The following is a 14,868-nucleotide window of genomic DNA, read 5'->3' on the forward strand; positions in this document are numbered from 1 at the left end:
AGTATTTGTTATCACTTGATCAGGCTTCAAAATTATCATCACTCGCTCAATTCTCAAAAAACAAAAAACCTTATCATATACGGACAGCGAAATTAGTCACAGCCGAACAGGCCATTACCGATAGGCGCACCAGGAGGGAGGTTGATCACTTTGGTTGGTTTCACTTCCTCAGGCTTCTCCATACGTGCCAGGGCAAAATCCAGATGTGCTTTGTAACCTGTATCGCGTGTGCGCTTGGCCTGGCTGTTCGCATGTTGTTTGATAGCAGCCAGTGCGCTGGTGGCTACAGCACGTGCCTGGTAAGAAGCGCTTTGGTCCTGTGCCAAAGCCATCAGATGCGTCAATACCTGTTGCTCAGTTTGTAGCTGTACCTGTGCTGCAAGGCCATTTAGTCGTCTGCTTTTCCAGGTCTGCTCAATCAATTGGTTCGTGACATCCTGCAGACTGAGTGTATTATGACGTGCGCCAAACTCCACTAATCGGGAAGCCCGCTCGGGGTGCAGCAAAAAAGACAGAGAAAATCCTGCGGATGCCTCGGCGGCGGACAGTGGATCGAAGGTGAGACCAGTTCTTTTGGAGAACAGCTCCCGGTTGTTGCCAAGACCAGGCGCACGTGGTGGTATCAGGTTAATGATGTTTTCTGGCAATGTAAGCACCTCCGGTGAAATAGTACGAAGCATGGCGTCGAGGGCTTTCTGCTGCTCCCTCTTGTCTACAACTTCTGTCACTACCTGCTTATCACCGCGCATCGCATAGGTATAGCGCATGCCGCCGATCAGTTTAGCAGCTGCCTCGGTCTGGTAGCGGTGGAAATTGTAAATAGGTACCAGTACATCCTCCAGGGTACTCATCGGCGCATTGGACTTTATGTTCTTTTCAGAGAAATTTTGAAGGGCCTTACGACGCACATCAAGTACCCGCATTAGTTCGTCCGAAGCATTGGTGCCGTTGTCCCATAGGTGAGCAGTGGGATGAGCTCCTCCGGGAGCACGGGCGTCTGAATCTGTGATAAAAGTCAGACCCTTTGCGCGGCCTTGTGCCAGCAGTTCATCCAGCGCCTTCTTTTCATCCGTTCCTTTCGCGAAGTCCTGGTAGCCATAGGTCACGGCTAATTTATCCCATTCCCCTATACCTGTGCCGTAGGCCTTGCTGATGTCGATGTTGCCGGCTCTATCCAGCTGCACCTGCGGGTGGGGGTAGTCCATGACGGAGGCATTGTTATTGGCGTCATAATTATGCATAATGCCTAGCGTATGACCCAGTTCATGGGCTGATAATTGCCGGATGCGTGCCAGTGCCATATCCATCAAAGCCTTGTTCTCAGGCTTACCAGTTTCATAAGGAGTTAACAAACCTTCAGCGATCAGGTAATCCTGCCGCACACGCAAAGAACCCAGTGACACATGACCTTTGATGATCTCGCCGGTACGCGGATCGATGACAGATGCACCGTATGACCAGCCGCGGGTACTGCGGTGCACCCACTGGATCATGTTATAGCGCACGTCCATCGGATCGGCAGTGTCAGGAAGTACCTCTACCCGGAATGCATTTTGATACCCGGCAGCCTCAAATGCCTGGTTCCACCAGCGGGCTCCGTCCAACAGGGCAGAGCGGATTGGCTCCGGTGCGCCATTATCCACATAATACACAATCGGTTTTACTGCTTCAGATACTTTAGCCGAAGGATTTTTCTTCTGCAAACGGTGGCGGGCGATGTAGCGCTTTTCAATGTTCTCGTTTACTGGTGTGGCATAATCAAAATAAGAGATGCCAAAATAACCGGCTCGCGGATCAGCTTCACGCGGGTTATAGTTATTGTCTGGCAGTTCGATAAACGAATGGTGTTGGCGCAGGGTAACTGCCTGTTCATCGGGAGCGACGCTGCGCACGATATTGCCTCCGTTTTCGCTCGTGAAGGTAAGGGTCGACTCAAACTCCGTGTTCTTTGGGAAGTTTTTGGTGCGCGGCAGGTAGAGCGCTGAGCGGCTGGCATCGAGGCGATAAGTGCCCTGATTGGAGCGCCGGAAGCTGCCGATCACATCATGGGCATCGCGCAATAGAAAATCAGTGGCGTCTACCAGCACCCGCTGTCCATCGGCAGCTTCGGCTTTGAATCCCCAGATCACAGACTGGGCAAAAGACTCCTCCACGGCACGCGCTTCGTTTTTATTATCAGTAATGGCTCTATAACGCAGGTTAGGCTGAACGAGCATGACCTTAGGGCCGACTCTTTTGAATGCTACTATGCGCTGGCCACCCAGTTGACCGCGATCGAGTCCGATGTCGTTGGAGCCGAGTCCGCCCGGAAGGGAGTTCACATACAGAAAGTCATGTTCAAACTTGTCGATCTCCAGCCATATCTTTCCGTTTTGCTCGTCCCAGTAATAGGTGAAAAAACCAGTGTGTTTTTTCATGCCGGACGTTTTGGAAGAGATGCCAGGTAGCGTTTGGGCAACGGCACTCCCAAGAGCTAGTAAAGGTAGAAGCAAGCACAGCAGCAACAGGTTTCTAAAAGTCAATGTCATAGTATCAGGTATAGGGTGATGTGGTGTATACACGCTTAAGTTACACATTTCAAGAATAGAAACCCGAAAATATAGTAGGGACTGCATAGAGAGATACACAGTTTTGAAACGTAAAACTTTAAGTGCTCAGGTCAGTACATACTTTCTGGGTGCTCTCAGAGCACGAACAAGAACAAACAAAAACTATTACTATGAAAAAGATACTGATAGCCATCTCAGCCTTCGCGCTCCTTTCAGCCTGTGGCAATGAACAAAAATCCGAATATGAACGCTACTACGAAAGTGACTATCAACCCGACACCACGGCAGTAGCATCACGTGCGCAACCGCCACGTCCGGCCACTACGCCACCTGACAACGCTGCCACAGAGGAGGTACAGACTACTCTGGCCGGCACACCAACAGGTCCGGGAACCACGGATGGTACTGCTCCACAGCAGGAGGCCCTTGCTGGACAGTATGCCAAAGGCGAGAAGCTGATTGCAGGATCTGACTGCCTGGCCTGTCACAAAGTAGATCAGAAAGTAGTCGGCCCTTCTTATGAAGATGTGGCGCAGAAGTATGAGTTCAATGATAAGAACGTAAGCTATTTGGCTGGCAAGATCATAAAGGGTGGAGCCGGTGTTTGGGGACAGATCCCGATGCCTCCGCACCCGAACCATAGCGAAGCAGAAGCAAAAGAGATGTCACGCTACATCCTTTCACTCCGCAAATAACTGAATTATTAGAGCTGTCTTGAGTACCTGTACAGGTATGGGGACAGCTTATTTTTTACCTCAACCTGAGCAAGTCACAACACTATGAGCAGAGCCAAAAATTACAGTGAACTGGATGCGGAACTGGTGCTCGACGCCAAAGCTACATTGGGGGAGGGCGCCATCTGGCATCCGGCCGAAAAGCGCCTGTACTGGGTGGACATAGAGGGCCGCGAACTACACTTATTTGACCCCACTACTGATGAGGACACCGCTTGGCCGGTTGGTGAGCGGGTAGGCACGGTAGTACCGATCGTAAATGGCGGTGCCTTGGTTGCTCTGCAGAATGGCGTGCATTTCATCAACACTGAGACAGGTGACTTGACGGCTGTTGCCAATCCGATCAAGCAGGACGATATCCGGTTCAATGATGGAAAATGTGATCCGGCTGGCAGGTTCTGGGTGGGGACGATGGCACTGGACTCTCGGGAGGGGGCTGCGGCGCTCTACTGCATGGAGCATGACGGGCAGATGGCGCAGGTGCTGGACAACCTGAGCGTTTCCAATGGCCTGGTCTGGACGGCAGACAAGGAGCATATGTATTTTGTCGACACGCCTACCCGTAAGGTGCAGCTTTTTGCTTACGACCACGAAGCTGGAACTATCCGGAAAGAGCGGGATGTGATCGCTATACCTGAGCACGAAGGCAAGCCTGATGGAATGACCATAGATGAAAAAGGAAGACTCTGGATCGCGCTCTATGGCGGGGGCGGAGTTGGCTGCTGGGATCCGGAAACAGGGGAGATGCTGATGAAAGTGAAAGTGCCGGCCCCGCATACTACTTCCTGCGCCTTTGGCGGTGAACGCCTTGATACGCTCTATATCACTACCGCCCGCGATGGCCTCGATAATGACCAGTTGCACGAGTATCCGCTGAGCGGAGGTGTATTTGCCATAAAGCCCGATGCGAAAGGCGTACCTGCGAACTTTTTCTTAAGTCGTTTGTAGAGTTTAAGTTGATCCAGAACTTGCTTGTGTTAGCCTTTAAAAAAGAGGTACTACCGCTTAAGGTATAGCCATTCAAGCAAGATCCTATCCTTGCACCTATACCTGATGATGCAACTTTGAAAAGCATTTCTTTAATTAGAGATGCAGCACTTTTTTTTAAATTAACTTTAATTATAGATTATGATTCCAGCAAAAGCATATGCCGCATTCGATCCTACCAATCCGCTTGGGCCCTTCAATCTGGACCGCCGCGAAGTAGGAGAGCATGACGTGCTGATCGATATAAAATACTGTGGTGTATGCCACTCTGACCTGCACCAGATCCGCGACGAGTGGGGCGGTGCCATGTACCCGATGGTGCCCGGCCACGAAATTGTGGGCGTAGTGAGCAAAGTCGGTTCTAAAGTAAAGAAGTTTAAAGAGGGAGACCTTGCCGGGGTAGGCTGTTTTGTGGACTCCTGCCGCACCTGTGACAGCTGCAAAGAGGGGCTGGAGCAGTACTGCGAAGTGCACAACGTAGGCACTTACAATAGCTACGAACTGGATAAGAAAACAATCACCTACGGCGGCTACTCCAGCCAGATCGTAGTGGATGAAAACTATACCTTGAAGGTGCCGGAGAAGCTGGACCTGGCCAAATCGGCTCCCTTGCTTTGCGCTGGCATCACTACTTATTCGCCTATCATGCAGTGGAAGATCGGGAAGGGGCACCGCGTCGGTATAGTCGGCCTTGGCGGACTGGGCCACATGGCTGTGAAGATCGCTGCCGCTAGAGGTGCTGACGTGACCGTGCTGAGTACATCGCCTAGCAAAAAGCAGGATGCACTGGACCTTGGCGCTCACAATTTTGCCGTGACAAAAGACGAAGCTACCCTCAAGCAATTGCGCAACTCGTTCGACTTTATCATCGACACAGTTTCTGCCCCGCATGACTATAACCTATACCTGTCGATGCTCAAGCGAGATGGCACGATGATTCTGCTGGGAGCGCCGCCGGAGCCTTCGACAGTGGCCGGTTTCAGTCTGATCGCCCGCCGCAAGCGACTGGTGGGTTCTATGATTGGTGGTATACCTGAAACACAGGAAATGCTGGACTTTTGCGCTGAGCACGATATCACAGCAGATATTGAGTTGATCAAGATGGAAGACATCAATGAAGCCTATGAACGTATGCTCCGCAGTGATGTGAAGTACCGCTTTGTGATCGATATGGCGACGTTGTAAAATCCTGAACCAATAGTTTATGTCATTTTGACGATAGGAGAAATCTGAAATATTGCTCAGGCATTAGATTAATCCAGATCTCTCCTAACGTCGAGATGACACCTTAGCGAGACAGTTGTTTCAATTTACGCTATAGTCCTCAACTCCCTCAGCAAATTGGCTCTGGCATTGCCCTCGAATGCCTCTTGAAAAGCTGGTGTTTTGTAGATATGTGGTTGCGCTAAAAAATGCTCCAGCACCTTGCGTCTGCCCGGCTTATAGAGCAGGTCAGGATAGATGCTGTACTCTTTCCGCACTCCTTCTCTATACCTGTCATAGTGTCCTTTGTCTGCTCCCAGTATGGCAAGGTCTAAGTCGATCAGCAAGTTGATCATATTTTCAGCATGAGCCTGATGTGACTTGGTCGCAAGGATCATGCTTTTCACTGTATTTAAGTCATCTTCTGTAAGACCCAGATTGAGCAACCGTTCTATGGCGAGAGCTGCACTTTGCTCTTCGTTATCAGAACGTGTTGCTTTATACACGATGTCGTGGTAAAAAATGGCGAAAAGCAGGAGGTCGTGCTGCTCCTGACTTTGCTTATACCTGTTTGCCAACTCCAGCATGTAGGCGATGTGTTCGAGGTTATGGTAATGCCTGTCCTTCGCTGTATAGCCTTTTTCCAGTTCATGCCAAAGCTGCTCCACCAGCTGCTTATCTGCGGTATAGCGTTGGCAGAGGTCCTCCCACGCTGATCTTACAGTGGTTTTCATCGTTTCTCTGGTCTGAAGCGTACGACAATCCTTACTTTCTGCTCGACCTTAAGGCCATTTTGTGTGGCTGGTTGCCATTTCGGGCCTTGTGAGACGAGTCGCATGGCTTCGCCGTCGCAGCTCTCGCAAAGTCCCCGCAGCACTTCCAGATTTTCCAGTGCGCCACTAGTCGTCACCGTTGCCCGGATCACCACACGTCCTTTCGGCATATCGGAGGTATAGCGCAGGTGCTCGGCAAGGTATTGTCGGTATGCTTTATAGCCTGCAGCAGGTATAGCCGCGACAACAGGAGCAGAGTTCGAAGTACTTGTGCCATAGCCCGTCACCACCACTTCACTCAAAGCACGGTTATCCGCCTGCAAATCCATGGAGATAGGACTTGCGCCCGCATAAACACCTTTTTCTTTTGTCTCATATCCGATATAGCGGAAAACCAGTGTCGCCTTTTCATCTGGCAAGGTCAGCACGAAATTGCCTTGCGCATCGGTCGCTACGCCCTGGGTAGTACCTTTCACAACTACTGAAACCCCCGGCAGCGGAGTACCATCCTGATCTATCACTTGGCCCTGCACCTGATTTGGGCCGAGCTGCTTATTGCGTTGCACCTGCACACCTGCCACTTTTCCTTGCAAGGCCTTGGCTATAGAGGTGCTTTCCGGCTGGAACGTGTTGCGCTGCGGAGTAGGTGGTACTGTGACCTCGGCTAGCTTCTGAGGCTGTGCTGTCACGATTTGCTCAGGTATAGACTCTGTCAGATCAGCTAGATCTATTTCAACTTCCACCTCTTCTGCTAATAAACCTTCTTCTGCCCGAACAGGCTGACCCGTTCGAGCACGTGGGCTACGTAGCCTTCTTGGTTTTGTAACAGCCACGATGGTGCTTTGGCGAACTGTGTCCGGTTTGGCATCCGCTACGCTTTCAGGTACAGCCGGAGCGGAATTTTCAACCTTGTTCATCGCTTCCTGAATCGCTTTTTCCTGCCGGGTGGTTATACCTTGCTGTTCGCTCACTTGTTGGTAGTTGTAATAGAATACCACGATCGTAGAGAGCAGTACCATGGCCAAAGCAGCGGCGACTTTCCAGTCGGTCAGGTATAAAGGCACCGGCTTGCGCTTCTGGCGGCGACTTTTGGCTGCAATGCGGCGGTTGATGTCCCGCACATGACTTTCAGTCTGGGAAGCGTCCGACACAGCCAGTCCTTCCAGCACATCCGAGCATAGGTCACAGTCCAGCAAGTGGCGCTCCAGCTGGTGGTGCAAGGCTTCGGGCAAAGTGCCTTCCTGGTACTGCTCCAGCAGTTCCACGGAAGGGTGATCGCCCCGTTCCCAAAGTATATGTCGATTATCTGGCTGCATGGTTTTTCTCCATGATGATTTTCAGGTTTCGCTTTCCGTTCTGGATGTAGCTTTTCACTTTATTCAGTTCGCAGCCTGTCAGGGCGCTGATCTCTTTGTAACTTTTTTGCTGCAGGTAAAACAGCTCGACGCACTCCCGCTGCTGCGATGGTAGCTCCTTCAGAGCCGCGTGCAAAGCCTGTTCCATTTTCTCTGATTCCTCTGCGTCAGTAGGATGCAGGGGCTCTGCCGTTTCCATAAAAGGCGGGACATTATCTGAGAGCGGTACCGCGTTTTTGTGCTTGTTGGCCCGCAGCTGCATCAGGCAGAAGTTGCGGGTGGTCACGTGCAGCCAACTCTTGAAATTGCTGACCTCGTGCTGCAGTAGCGCTTTCGAAACGTGTTCAAAGAGCTGCATGGTGGCGTCTTTACTTTCTTCGGGGTCCTGCAGGTATTTCTGGCAGACAAGGTATACCAGCTTGGAGTGCCGCTGAAATAGTTCTCCCAAATGCTCCAGATCGCCCGTCTCCTTGTAGAGGCGCACCAACTCCTGATCGTCAGGAGGCGGCTTGGCGTTGGTGAAGAGCTTGATGAAGAATGGGAGCATGTGGCGGACTTGAGATTCTAAAGAAAAGAAAAATATTCTGAAATTTTTATGGAAAGCCTGTGGAGGTGGCATCATGTCAGAAACCAAAACATAAAAGCCATGAAAAAGAATCTCTTCCTGCTACTCGCCCTGCTACTGTTCGGGCTGACTGCAACCGCGCAAAGCCGCACCATCACAGGCACCGTAACTGACGCCAATGCTGGCAATCCGCTACCCGGCGTGAGCATTACGGTAAAAGGTACTACCACAGGAGCCGCCACTGACCAACATGGCAAGTATAGTCTGTCTATACCTGACAATAACGCCGTGCTGGTGTTTCGCTTCATCGGCTATATGACACAGGAGGTAAAAGTAGGCAAGCGCATTGTGCTGGACGTCAAATTGCAAGTAGATAGCCGACAGTTGACTGAAGTGGTCGTAATAGGGTATGGTACACAGAGAAGTTTGGCTGGAAAAGTAGCTGGTGTTTTTTCAGGCAGAAGAGCCACGGAAAACATGGGATATGTCCCTGCGCCGGTTTTCGATGCTGCTCCGATGGTTCACAATACCGAAAACTATGACTTCATCAAGGAGAACTCCTTTTTAGACGCGCAGAAAAATCCGCTTTCCACTTTTTCCATTGACGTCGATAATGCCTCTTACAGTAATGTGCGCCGCTTCCTGAATCAGGGCCAGCGACCACCAGCCGATGCTGTACGCATCGAGGAAATGGTCAACTATTTCAACTATGATTATCCTCAGCCAAGCGGTGATGTACCGTTCTCTGTAACGACGGAACTGTCAGCCTGCCCTTGGAACAAAGACAACCAATTGCTGCACATCGGTCTGCAGGGTAAACGTGTACCTACCGACCAGCTCCCGCCTTCCAATCTGGTTTTCCTGATCGACGTGTCGGGTTCGATGTTCTCACCTGATAAACTGCCACTCGTGAAAGCAGGTCTGAAGTTACTGGTGGAGGAACTTCGTCCGCAGGATCAGGTGTCGATGGTGGTATATGCCGGCGCGGCAGGGCTGGTATTGCCATCCACTTCCGGTAAAGAAAAGAAGAAGATCATTGCGGCTTTGGATCAGCTTGAGGCAGGCGGTTCTACGGCCGGTGGTGCCGGTATTAATCTGGCTTACAAAGTAGCTGAAGAGAACTTTATGAAAGGCGGCAACAACCGCGTGATCCTTGCATCTGACGGTGACTTCAATGTGGGGGTGAGCAGCGACAGCGAACTGCAACGGCTGATCGAGAAAAAGCGCGAGACGGGTGTTTCCCTGACAGTATTGGGGTTTGGTACCGGCAATCTGAAAGACTCTCGCATGGAGCAACTTGCCAATAAAGGAAATGGCAACTACGCCTACATCGACAACATCCGGGAAGCGCAGAAAGTGTTTGTAAATGAATTCGGCGGCACGCTCTTTACCATCGCCAAAGACGTAAAACTGCAATTGGAGTTTAATCCGGCCAAAGTAAAAGCCTACCGTCTGATCGGTTATGAAAACCGCGCACTGGCTAACGAGGAGTTTAACGACGACAAGAAAGACGCCGGCGACATGGGCTCCGGCCATACCGTCACCGCGCTTTACGAAATTGTGCCGGTAGGGACTTCGTCTGAATCGCAGGCAGGAATTGTAGATGATCTCAAGTACCAGAAGACAAGCATCGATCCGAAAGCCAATCGAACGGACGAAATGCTCACAATGAAGCTGCGCTACAAAGAACCGGATGGTGAAACAAGCAGGTTAATGACCACAACGGTTAGCAGTCAGGCTATACCTGCTGCCCAAACCTCCGACAACTTCCGTTTCTCAGCCGCCGTGGCTGCCTGTGGCATGCTGCTTCGTGACTCTGAGTTCAAAGGCAATGCCTCATACCCGATGGTGTTGGAACTTGCCAAGAATGCCCGTGGGAAAGATGAAGAGGGGTATCGGATTGAGTTTGTCAATCTGGTGAAGTCGATGGGGTTGTTGAGTGATGGGAGGTAGTTAGTAATTTTGGTTATGGAAGAGGGGAGGAGTCATTGCTCTTCCCCCTTTATTATTGTGGCAGATAAGAATTAGTAACATTCTTCACCTTATTTTTATCGATCTCTTGAGATCTGTTTCAAGGGATTAATTTAATTAAACAGTATAAAAATTTCAAAAAAAACAATTAAATAAAGAATATAGTATATTCACATATCCACTCACTTAACCCGCACCTATGAAACGCTTGGCTCTTCTTCTGATAGGTACAGTTGCATTAACTGCCTGTGAACCGATTGAGTGTTGCAACCCCGGTCCTGAACCTTTTTTAACAGTCGTCAATACACAGGATGGGAGTAGTTACCTTCAAGTAAACGGGGAGGATTCAGTTGCCTTTTATTATATCGAAAACGGCAAGAAAGTCCCGTTGGAACGATATATTTCAAAGTATGATGATTCAGACGTTCTGTTAGAGGTTATCAATGTAGTGCCTAAAAGTTTAAAGGGTATAAACGACTTTTACCTACAAGTAGGAGAAGATGTGGATACACTGCATGTAGTGCTAGGATCTAAAAGAAATGGTTGGCGGCAGGTAGAGTCGGTCAGTTACAATGGGGTTCCAGGGAAAAAAGTAACTCCTAAATTAGCAGCTGCCCGATGGGAGCTTACTAAGCGTTAGAGCGCGACACTACCCACGTCGTCATCGCCCGTGCTTGCTCTACCAGTACCGTTTTTAATGGCTCTAATCTTTCCATACCTAACCCTTCCTCCACTTCAAACACCAGTTCTTCATCCGCCAGAAACCAAACCGGACCGTGCGGCATCCGATAAAACCGGCCCTCCACCTGCTGCAACTTCCCTTCCAGCCCGATGGTAGTACTAAAACGAGCGAAGAGCATGCCGCCGGGTTTAAGTACTCGCCATAACTCCCGCACGATGCCTTTGAAATGTTCCTCGCTTCGGGCAAAATGCAGCACGGCACTGCAAATCACCACGTCAAACTTGCCAGCCTCAAAAGGCAGTGCATCCAGATCAGAAACAACGAAATTCCTGGCTGGTAGGGTAGGAGCCAGCACTGACGCCAGCCTTCGTGTTTTTTCAATCGCTTCCGCCGAAATATCAGCACCGTATACCTGGACGCCCGCTTGCATCAGGTAAGCGATGTTTCGACCTATACCACAACCGGCGTCCAGCAATTGCATGTCTTTATGGATGCGACCTTTCAGCAATTGGTCGAAAAGGTAGATGTCGATGTCGCCGAACTGGGCGCGGAGAGAAGTGAGGGGAATATGAAACATAGCTACTGTTGTTCAGACAAGGGTGCAACAAGGTGTGAAAGGCTGAAATTAAGCATGATTTTTCTATCCTTTTTGCTCTTTTTTTAAGAATATTGAACAGCAATAATCGACTATAGCCCCCATGAATAACGCAACTACAACTGAAACTGTGAAACGCTCTGGTCTGTCTGTGAGCGAGTTTATCCAGAAATACGCCAACCATCCGACTTATATTCCGCCAACCGGTCCTGAGTTGAATGCCAAAAACTGGCAGTGTGAGGCAGCCCTGCGCATGTTCCTTAACAACCTGACAGACGAAGTGGCCGAGGACCCGAGCCGACTGGTGGTATACGGTGGTATCGGGCAGGCCGCCCGTACCGTGGCCGATGCCCAGAAGATCATCGAAGTGCTGCTCAATCTGGAGGTAGACGAAAGTTTGCTGGTTCAGTCGGGTAAGCCGGTGGGCAAAGTGCGCACGCATGCCGAGGCGCCGCGTGTGCTGATCGCCAACTCCAACCTCGTGCCCCATTGGGCGACGTGGGAGCACTTTAACGAACTGCGTGCCCGTGGCCTGATGATGTACGGGCAGATGACGGCCGGCAGCTGGATCTATATCGGTACACAAGGCATTTTGCAGGGTACCTACGAGACCTTCGCAGCCTGCGGCAGAATCCACTTTAATGATGACCTGCGCCACAAACTGCTCGTTACGGGCGGACTCGGCGGTATGGGCGGTGCGCAGCCACTGGCCGCTACCATTGCCGGTGCTACGTTTCTGGGTGTGGATATAGACCCGGAGCGCATCAAAAAGCGCCTCGATACCCGCTATATCGACAAGATGACCTACGACTACGAAGAGGCCAAGCGCTGGGCGCTCGAAGCCAAAGAAAAGGGCGAGGCCATCTCTATTGGCTTGGTGGGCGACATAGGCGACGTGCTGGAGAAATTGATTCAAGATAACATTACTCCGGAAATCCTCACCGACCAGACTTCTGCCCACGACCCAATCAACGGCTATGTGCCGAACGGATTGACGCTGGAAGAGGCCAAGGCCTTGCGCGAAAGTAACCCGCAGGAGTACAAAGCCCGCTCGCTCAAGAGTATGGCCCGTCACGTGGGCTTTATGCTGGAGCTGCAGCGTCGCGGCAGCCGTACCTTTGACTATGGCAACAACCTGCGCGAGTTTGCGCAGCAGGGTGGTGAACCGAATGCTTTCAACATACCGGGTTTTGTGCCGGAATATATGCGTCCGCTTTTTTGCGAGGGCAAAGGACCTTTCCGCTGGGCCGCTCTTTCAGGCGATCCGGAGGATATCAAGGTGACTGATGCTGCTCTCAAAGAACTCTTCCCGGATAACACGCACATGATCAAGTGGCTGGATGAAGCTGAGGAAAAAGTAGCTTTCCAGGGACTGCCGTGCCGTATATGCTGGCTGGGTATGGGCGAGCGCGAAAAAGCCGGACTCATGTTCAACCAACTCGTGCGCGACGGCAAAGTGAAAGCACCGATTGTGATCGGACGCGACCACCTCGACTGCGGCTCTGTGGCTTCGCCATACCGTGAAACGGAAGGTATGCTGGACGGTTCTGATGCCGTGTCTGACTGGCCGTTGCTCAACCTGATGTCCAACACAGCTGGCGGTGCTACGTGGGTGTCGTTCCACCACGGCGGCGGTGTAGGTATAGGCTACTCGCAGCATGCCGGTATGGTGATACTGGCAGACGGCACCGAGCGTGCCGAACGTTGCCTGAGCCGCGTGCTGCACAACGACCCGGCCATGGGCATCTTCCGCCACGCCGACGCCGGTTACGAAACCGCTCAGGCCAACGCTGAGAAGTTTGGCTTGAACTTGTAACACTATTCCTGCCCTCTCCTAATTACAGGGGAGGGCATTTTTTCGTATCATTTCCTATACCTGGGAAGCAAGCTTTATTGAGCATCAATTACGATTTCACCTTTTAAAAATCGTTTTTATAACGTTTGAAATAGAGGCTTGAGCAGGTATAACAGACAACAGTTTAAAACTATGAGACAGGATCATAACCATACCCTAATTGGGCCTTTTAAACAGGTCGTGACCATGGCCGGACTACCGGAAGCGGGGCCAATTGCTGATGAAGAATTGGTGGTGCTCGAAAATGCAGGGGTGCTGGTGTATGATGGGTATATTGTACTGGTAGAGCAATACGACAAGCTTTTGAAAATTGCGCAGGAGAAGGACTATACCTTGCAGAAAATAGCTGAGCCCATGGTACTATTGCCCGGCCTGATCGACTCCCATACCCACATCTGTTTTGCAGGTTCCCGCGCCAATGACTATGCCATGCGCGTTGCCGGAAAAACCTACTTGGAGATAGCCCGCAACGGTGGCGGTATACTGGACAGTGTGCGCAAAACCCGCGAAGCCAGTTTAGTAGAGCTCGTGGATTTGCTTAAAAAGCGCTGCAACCGTCATTTAGCGGAAGGCGTGACCACTTGCGAAGTAAAAAGCGGCTATGGGCTGTGCACGGAAGATGAACTGAAAATGCTGGAGGCGATTCAACTCGTGAACAAACACCATGCGCTGGAACTCATACCTACCTGTCTGGCCGCGCACATGCGCCCACCCGAGCACACCGACTCGCGGCTATACTTGCAGGAAGTTGTGACCGAACTGCTGCCCCAGATAAAGGAACAGGGACTCGCTAATCGGGTGGACATTTTCATTGAAGACACGGCTTTTAACGAGGAGGATTCGCTGGAGTACTTACAGGCTGCCAAAGAGATGGGTTTTGATATTACGGTGCACGCCGATCAGTTCAGCACGGGTGGCAGCCGGATCGCCGCTGAAGCCGGTGCGATCAGCGCAGACCATCTGGAGGCCAGCGGCGAAGAGGAAATAGCTTTGATGCGGGCAGCCGGTGTGGTGGCAACTGTATTGCCGGGCGCATCACTTGGCCTAGGTATGCACTATGCTCCCGCCCGCAAAATGCTCGACGGAGGCCTTTGCCTCGCCATCGCAACCGACTGGAATCCCGGTTCTGCACCAATGGGTGATTTATTGCTGCAAGCCGCTTTGCTCGGAGCGGCCGAAAAACTTACCACCGCCGAAACGCTGGCCGGCATCACGACCCGTGCCGCCAAGGCCCTCAACCTGAATGACCGGGGTACAATCGAGAAAGGCAAGCTAGCCGACATGATTGCTTTTCCAATTGATAATTATAGAGAAATCCTCTACCAGCAAGGTAAGCTTAAGCCAACGCAGGTATGGAAGCAGGGCAAGGAGGTGTAATCATAATACAGACTACTACTTTTAAGAGTGATTCTTGTGTAGACCGAGTCTCTTTCAAAGGCTAGTGCGTTAAGTTCTTTTAAGACAGACTCAAAACTTTTTGTCTTTTTGTATAAAACTTGGTTGAAAAAGAGGACTTCTACCCCCGTAGGTTAGGCTGATGCTACCCGCTACCAAGATCCTAGCAGGATGACAAAAAAAGTAAGAAGTGAGTATGTAAGA

12 protein-coding genes are annotated in these 14,868 nt (G+C 51.0%); 7 read left to right on the forward strand and 5 right to left on the reverse strand.

The window, feature by feature from the left end; genetic code table 11:
- Positions 1–92: 92 nt before the first annotated feature.
- On the reverse strand, positions 93–2,528 hold the full coding sequence (locus AC5FX6_RS01785; protein WP_493595311.1) for a zinc-dependent metalloprotease: 2,436 nt from the start codon (positions 2,526–2,528) through the stop codon (positions 93–95).
- Between the two features lie 191 nt (positions 2,529–2,719).
- Between AC5FX6_RS01785 and AC5FX6_RS01790 the strand changes: the two genes are divergently transcribed.
- The 3 genes from AC5FX6_RS01790 to AC5FX6_RS01800 all read left to right on the forward strand — a co-directional run bounded on the left by AC5FX6_RS01790 (position 2,720) and on the right by AC5FX6_RS01800 (position 5,455).
- Positions 2,720–3,244: a c-type cytochrome gene (locus AC5FX6_RS01790; RefSeq protein WP_493595312.1), complete on the forward strand. Its 525-nt coding sequence runs from the start codon at positions 2,720–2,722 to the stop codon at positions 3,242–3,244.
- 84 nt (positions 3,245–3,328) lie between these two features.
- The gene (locus AC5FX6_RS01795) at positions 3,329–4,231 is read left to right on the forward strand and encodes an SMP-30/gluconolactonase/LRE family protein (RefSeq protein ID WP_493595313.1); all 903 of its coding nucleotides are present in this window, start codon (positions 3,329–3,331) and stop codon (positions 4,229–4,231) included.
- Between the two features lie 180 nt (positions 4,232–4,411).
- The gene (locus AC5FX6_RS01800) at positions 4,412–5,455 is read left to right on the forward strand and encodes an NAD(P)-dependent alcohol dehydrogenase (RefSeq protein WP_493595314.1); all 1,044 of its coding nucleotides are present in this window, start codon (positions 4,412–4,414) and stop codon (positions 5,453–5,455) included.
- A gap of 125 nt (positions 5,456–5,580) precedes the next feature.
- Here the strand turns inward: AC5FX6_RS01800 and AC5FX6_RS01805 are convergent, their stop codons facing one another.
- Genes AC5FX6_RS01805 through AC5FX6_RS01815 form a run of 3 tightly spaced genes read right to left on the reverse strand, consistent with a single transcriptional unit; the run spans position 5,581 to position 8,148 of the window.
- Positions 5,581–6,207 (reverse strand): HD domain-containing protein, encoded by a 627-nt coding sequence (locus AC5FX6_RS01805; protein WP_493595315.1) that lies wholly within the window; start codon positions 6,205–6,207, stop codon positions 5,581–5,583.
- Entirely contained in the window at positions 6,204–7,562 is a 1,359-nt protein-coding gene (locus AC5FX6_RS01810) for a carboxypeptidase-like regulatory domain-containing protein (RefSeq protein WP_493595316.1), read from the reverse strand. Before AC5FX6_RS01810 ends, AC5FX6_RS01805 begins: the two co-directional genes overlap by 4 nt.
- The gene (locus AC5FX6_RS01815) at positions 7,549–8,148 is read right to left on the reverse strand and encodes an RNA polymerase sigma factor (protein ID WP_493595317.1); all 600 of its coding nucleotides are present in this window, start codon (positions 8,146–8,148) and stop codon (positions 7,549–7,551) included. The genes AC5FX6_RS01810 and AC5FX6_RS01815 overlap by 14 nt, the downstream gene beginning before the upstream one ends.
- Before the next feature lie 99 nt (positions 8,149–8,247).
- Here AC5FX6_RS01815 and AC5FX6_RS01820 point away from each other — a divergent pair, with 99 nt between their 5' ends.
- A complete protein-coding gene (locus AC5FX6_RS01820) occupies positions 8,248–10,119 on the forward strand; it encodes a vWA domain-containing protein (protein ID WP_493595318.1) in 1,872 nt (623 codons plus the stop codon).
- 217 nt (positions 10,120–10,336) lie between these two features.
- Positions 10,337–10,777, forward strand: a complete 441-nt coding sequence (locus AC5FX6_RS01825; RefSeq protein ID WP_493595319.1) for a hypothetical protein — start codon at positions 10,337–10,339, stop codon at positions 10,775–10,777.
- Here AC5FX6_RS01825 and AC5FX6_RS01830 read toward each other — a convergent pair.
- Positions 10,767–11,396: a class I SAM-dependent methyltransferase gene (locus tag AC5FX6_RS01830; RefSeq protein ID WP_493595320.1), complete on the reverse strand. Its 630-nt coding sequence runs from the start codon at positions 11,394–11,396 to the stop codon at positions 10,767–10,769. The two genes, AC5FX6_RS01825 and AC5FX6_RS01830, sit on opposite strands and share 11 nt — an antisense overlap.
- Before the next feature lie 121 nt (positions 11,397–11,517).
- Between AC5FX6_RS01830 and hutU the strand changes: the two genes are divergently transcribed.
- Positions 11,518–13,230, forward strand: coding sequence for a urocanate hydratase (hutU, locus tag AC5FX6_RS01835; RefSeq protein ID WP_493595321.1), 1,713 nt, complete (start codon positions 11,518–11,520; stop codon positions 13,228–13,230).
- A 171-nt stretch (positions 13,231–13,401) separates the two neighbouring features.
- A complete protein-coding gene (gene hutI / locus AC5FX6_RS01840) occupies positions 13,402–14,646 on the forward strand; it encodes an imidazolonepropionase (RefSeq protein ID WP_493595322.1) in 1,245 nt (414 codons plus the stop codon).
- Positions 14,647–14,868 lie beyond the last annotated feature (222 nt).

This window comes from Pontibacter sp. LHS2, from assembly GCF_058932845.1.

What these genes read in the sequence shown, in the direction of transcription:
- hutU (WP_493595321.1), top strand. Translation starts at nt 11,518, where the DNA reads ATGAATAACGCAACTACAACTGAAACTGTGAAACGCTCTGGTCTGTCT.
- AC5FX6_RS01785 (WP_493595311.1), bottom strand. Translation starts at nt 2,528, where the DNA reads ATGACATTGACTTTTAGAAACCTGTTGCTGCTGTGCTTGCTTCTACCT.
- AC5FX6_RS01795 (WP_493595313.1), top strand. Translation starts at nt 3,329, where the DNA reads ATGAGCAGAGCCAAAAATTACAGTGAACTGGATGCGGAACTGGTGCTC.
- AC5FX6_RS01830 (WP_493595320.1), bottom strand. Translation starts at nt 11,396, where the DNA reads ATGTTTCATATTCCCCTCACTTCTCTCCGCGCCCAGTTCGGCGACATC.
- AC5FX6_RS01810 (WP_493595316.1), bottom strand. Translation starts at nt 7,562, where the DNA reads ATGCAGCCAGATAATCGACATATACTTTGGGAACGGGGCGATCACCCT.
- AC5FX6_RS01805 (WP_493595315.1), bottom strand. Translation starts at nt 6,207, where the DNA reads ATGAAAACCACTGTAAGATCAGCGTGGGAGGACCTCTGCCAACGCTAT.
- AC5FX6_RS01825 (WP_493595319.1), top strand. Translation starts at nt 10,337, where the DNA reads ATGAAACGCTTGGCTCTTCTTCTGATAGGTACAGTTGCATTAACTGCC.
- AC5FX6_RS01790 (WP_493595312.1), top strand. Translation starts at nt 2,720, where the DNA reads ATGAAAAAGATACTGATAGCCATCTCAGCCTTCGCGCTCCTTTCAGCC.
- AC5FX6_RS01820 (WP_493595318.1), top strand. Translation starts at nt 8,248, where the DNA reads ATGAAAAAGAATCTCTTCCTGCTACTCGCCCTGCTACTGTTCGGGCTG.
- hutI (WP_493595322.1), top strand. Translation starts at nt 13,402, where the DNA reads ATGAGACAGGATCATAACCATACCCTAATTGGGCCTTTTAAACAGGTC.
- AC5FX6_RS01800 (WP_493595314.1), top strand. Translation starts at nt 4,412, where the DNA reads ATGATTCCAGCAAAAGCATATGCCGCATTCGATCCTACCAATCCGCTT.
- AC5FX6_RS01815 (WP_493595317.1), bottom strand. Translation starts at nt 8,148, where the DNA reads ATGCTCCCATTCTTCATCAAGCTCTTCACCAACGCCAAGCCGCCTCCT.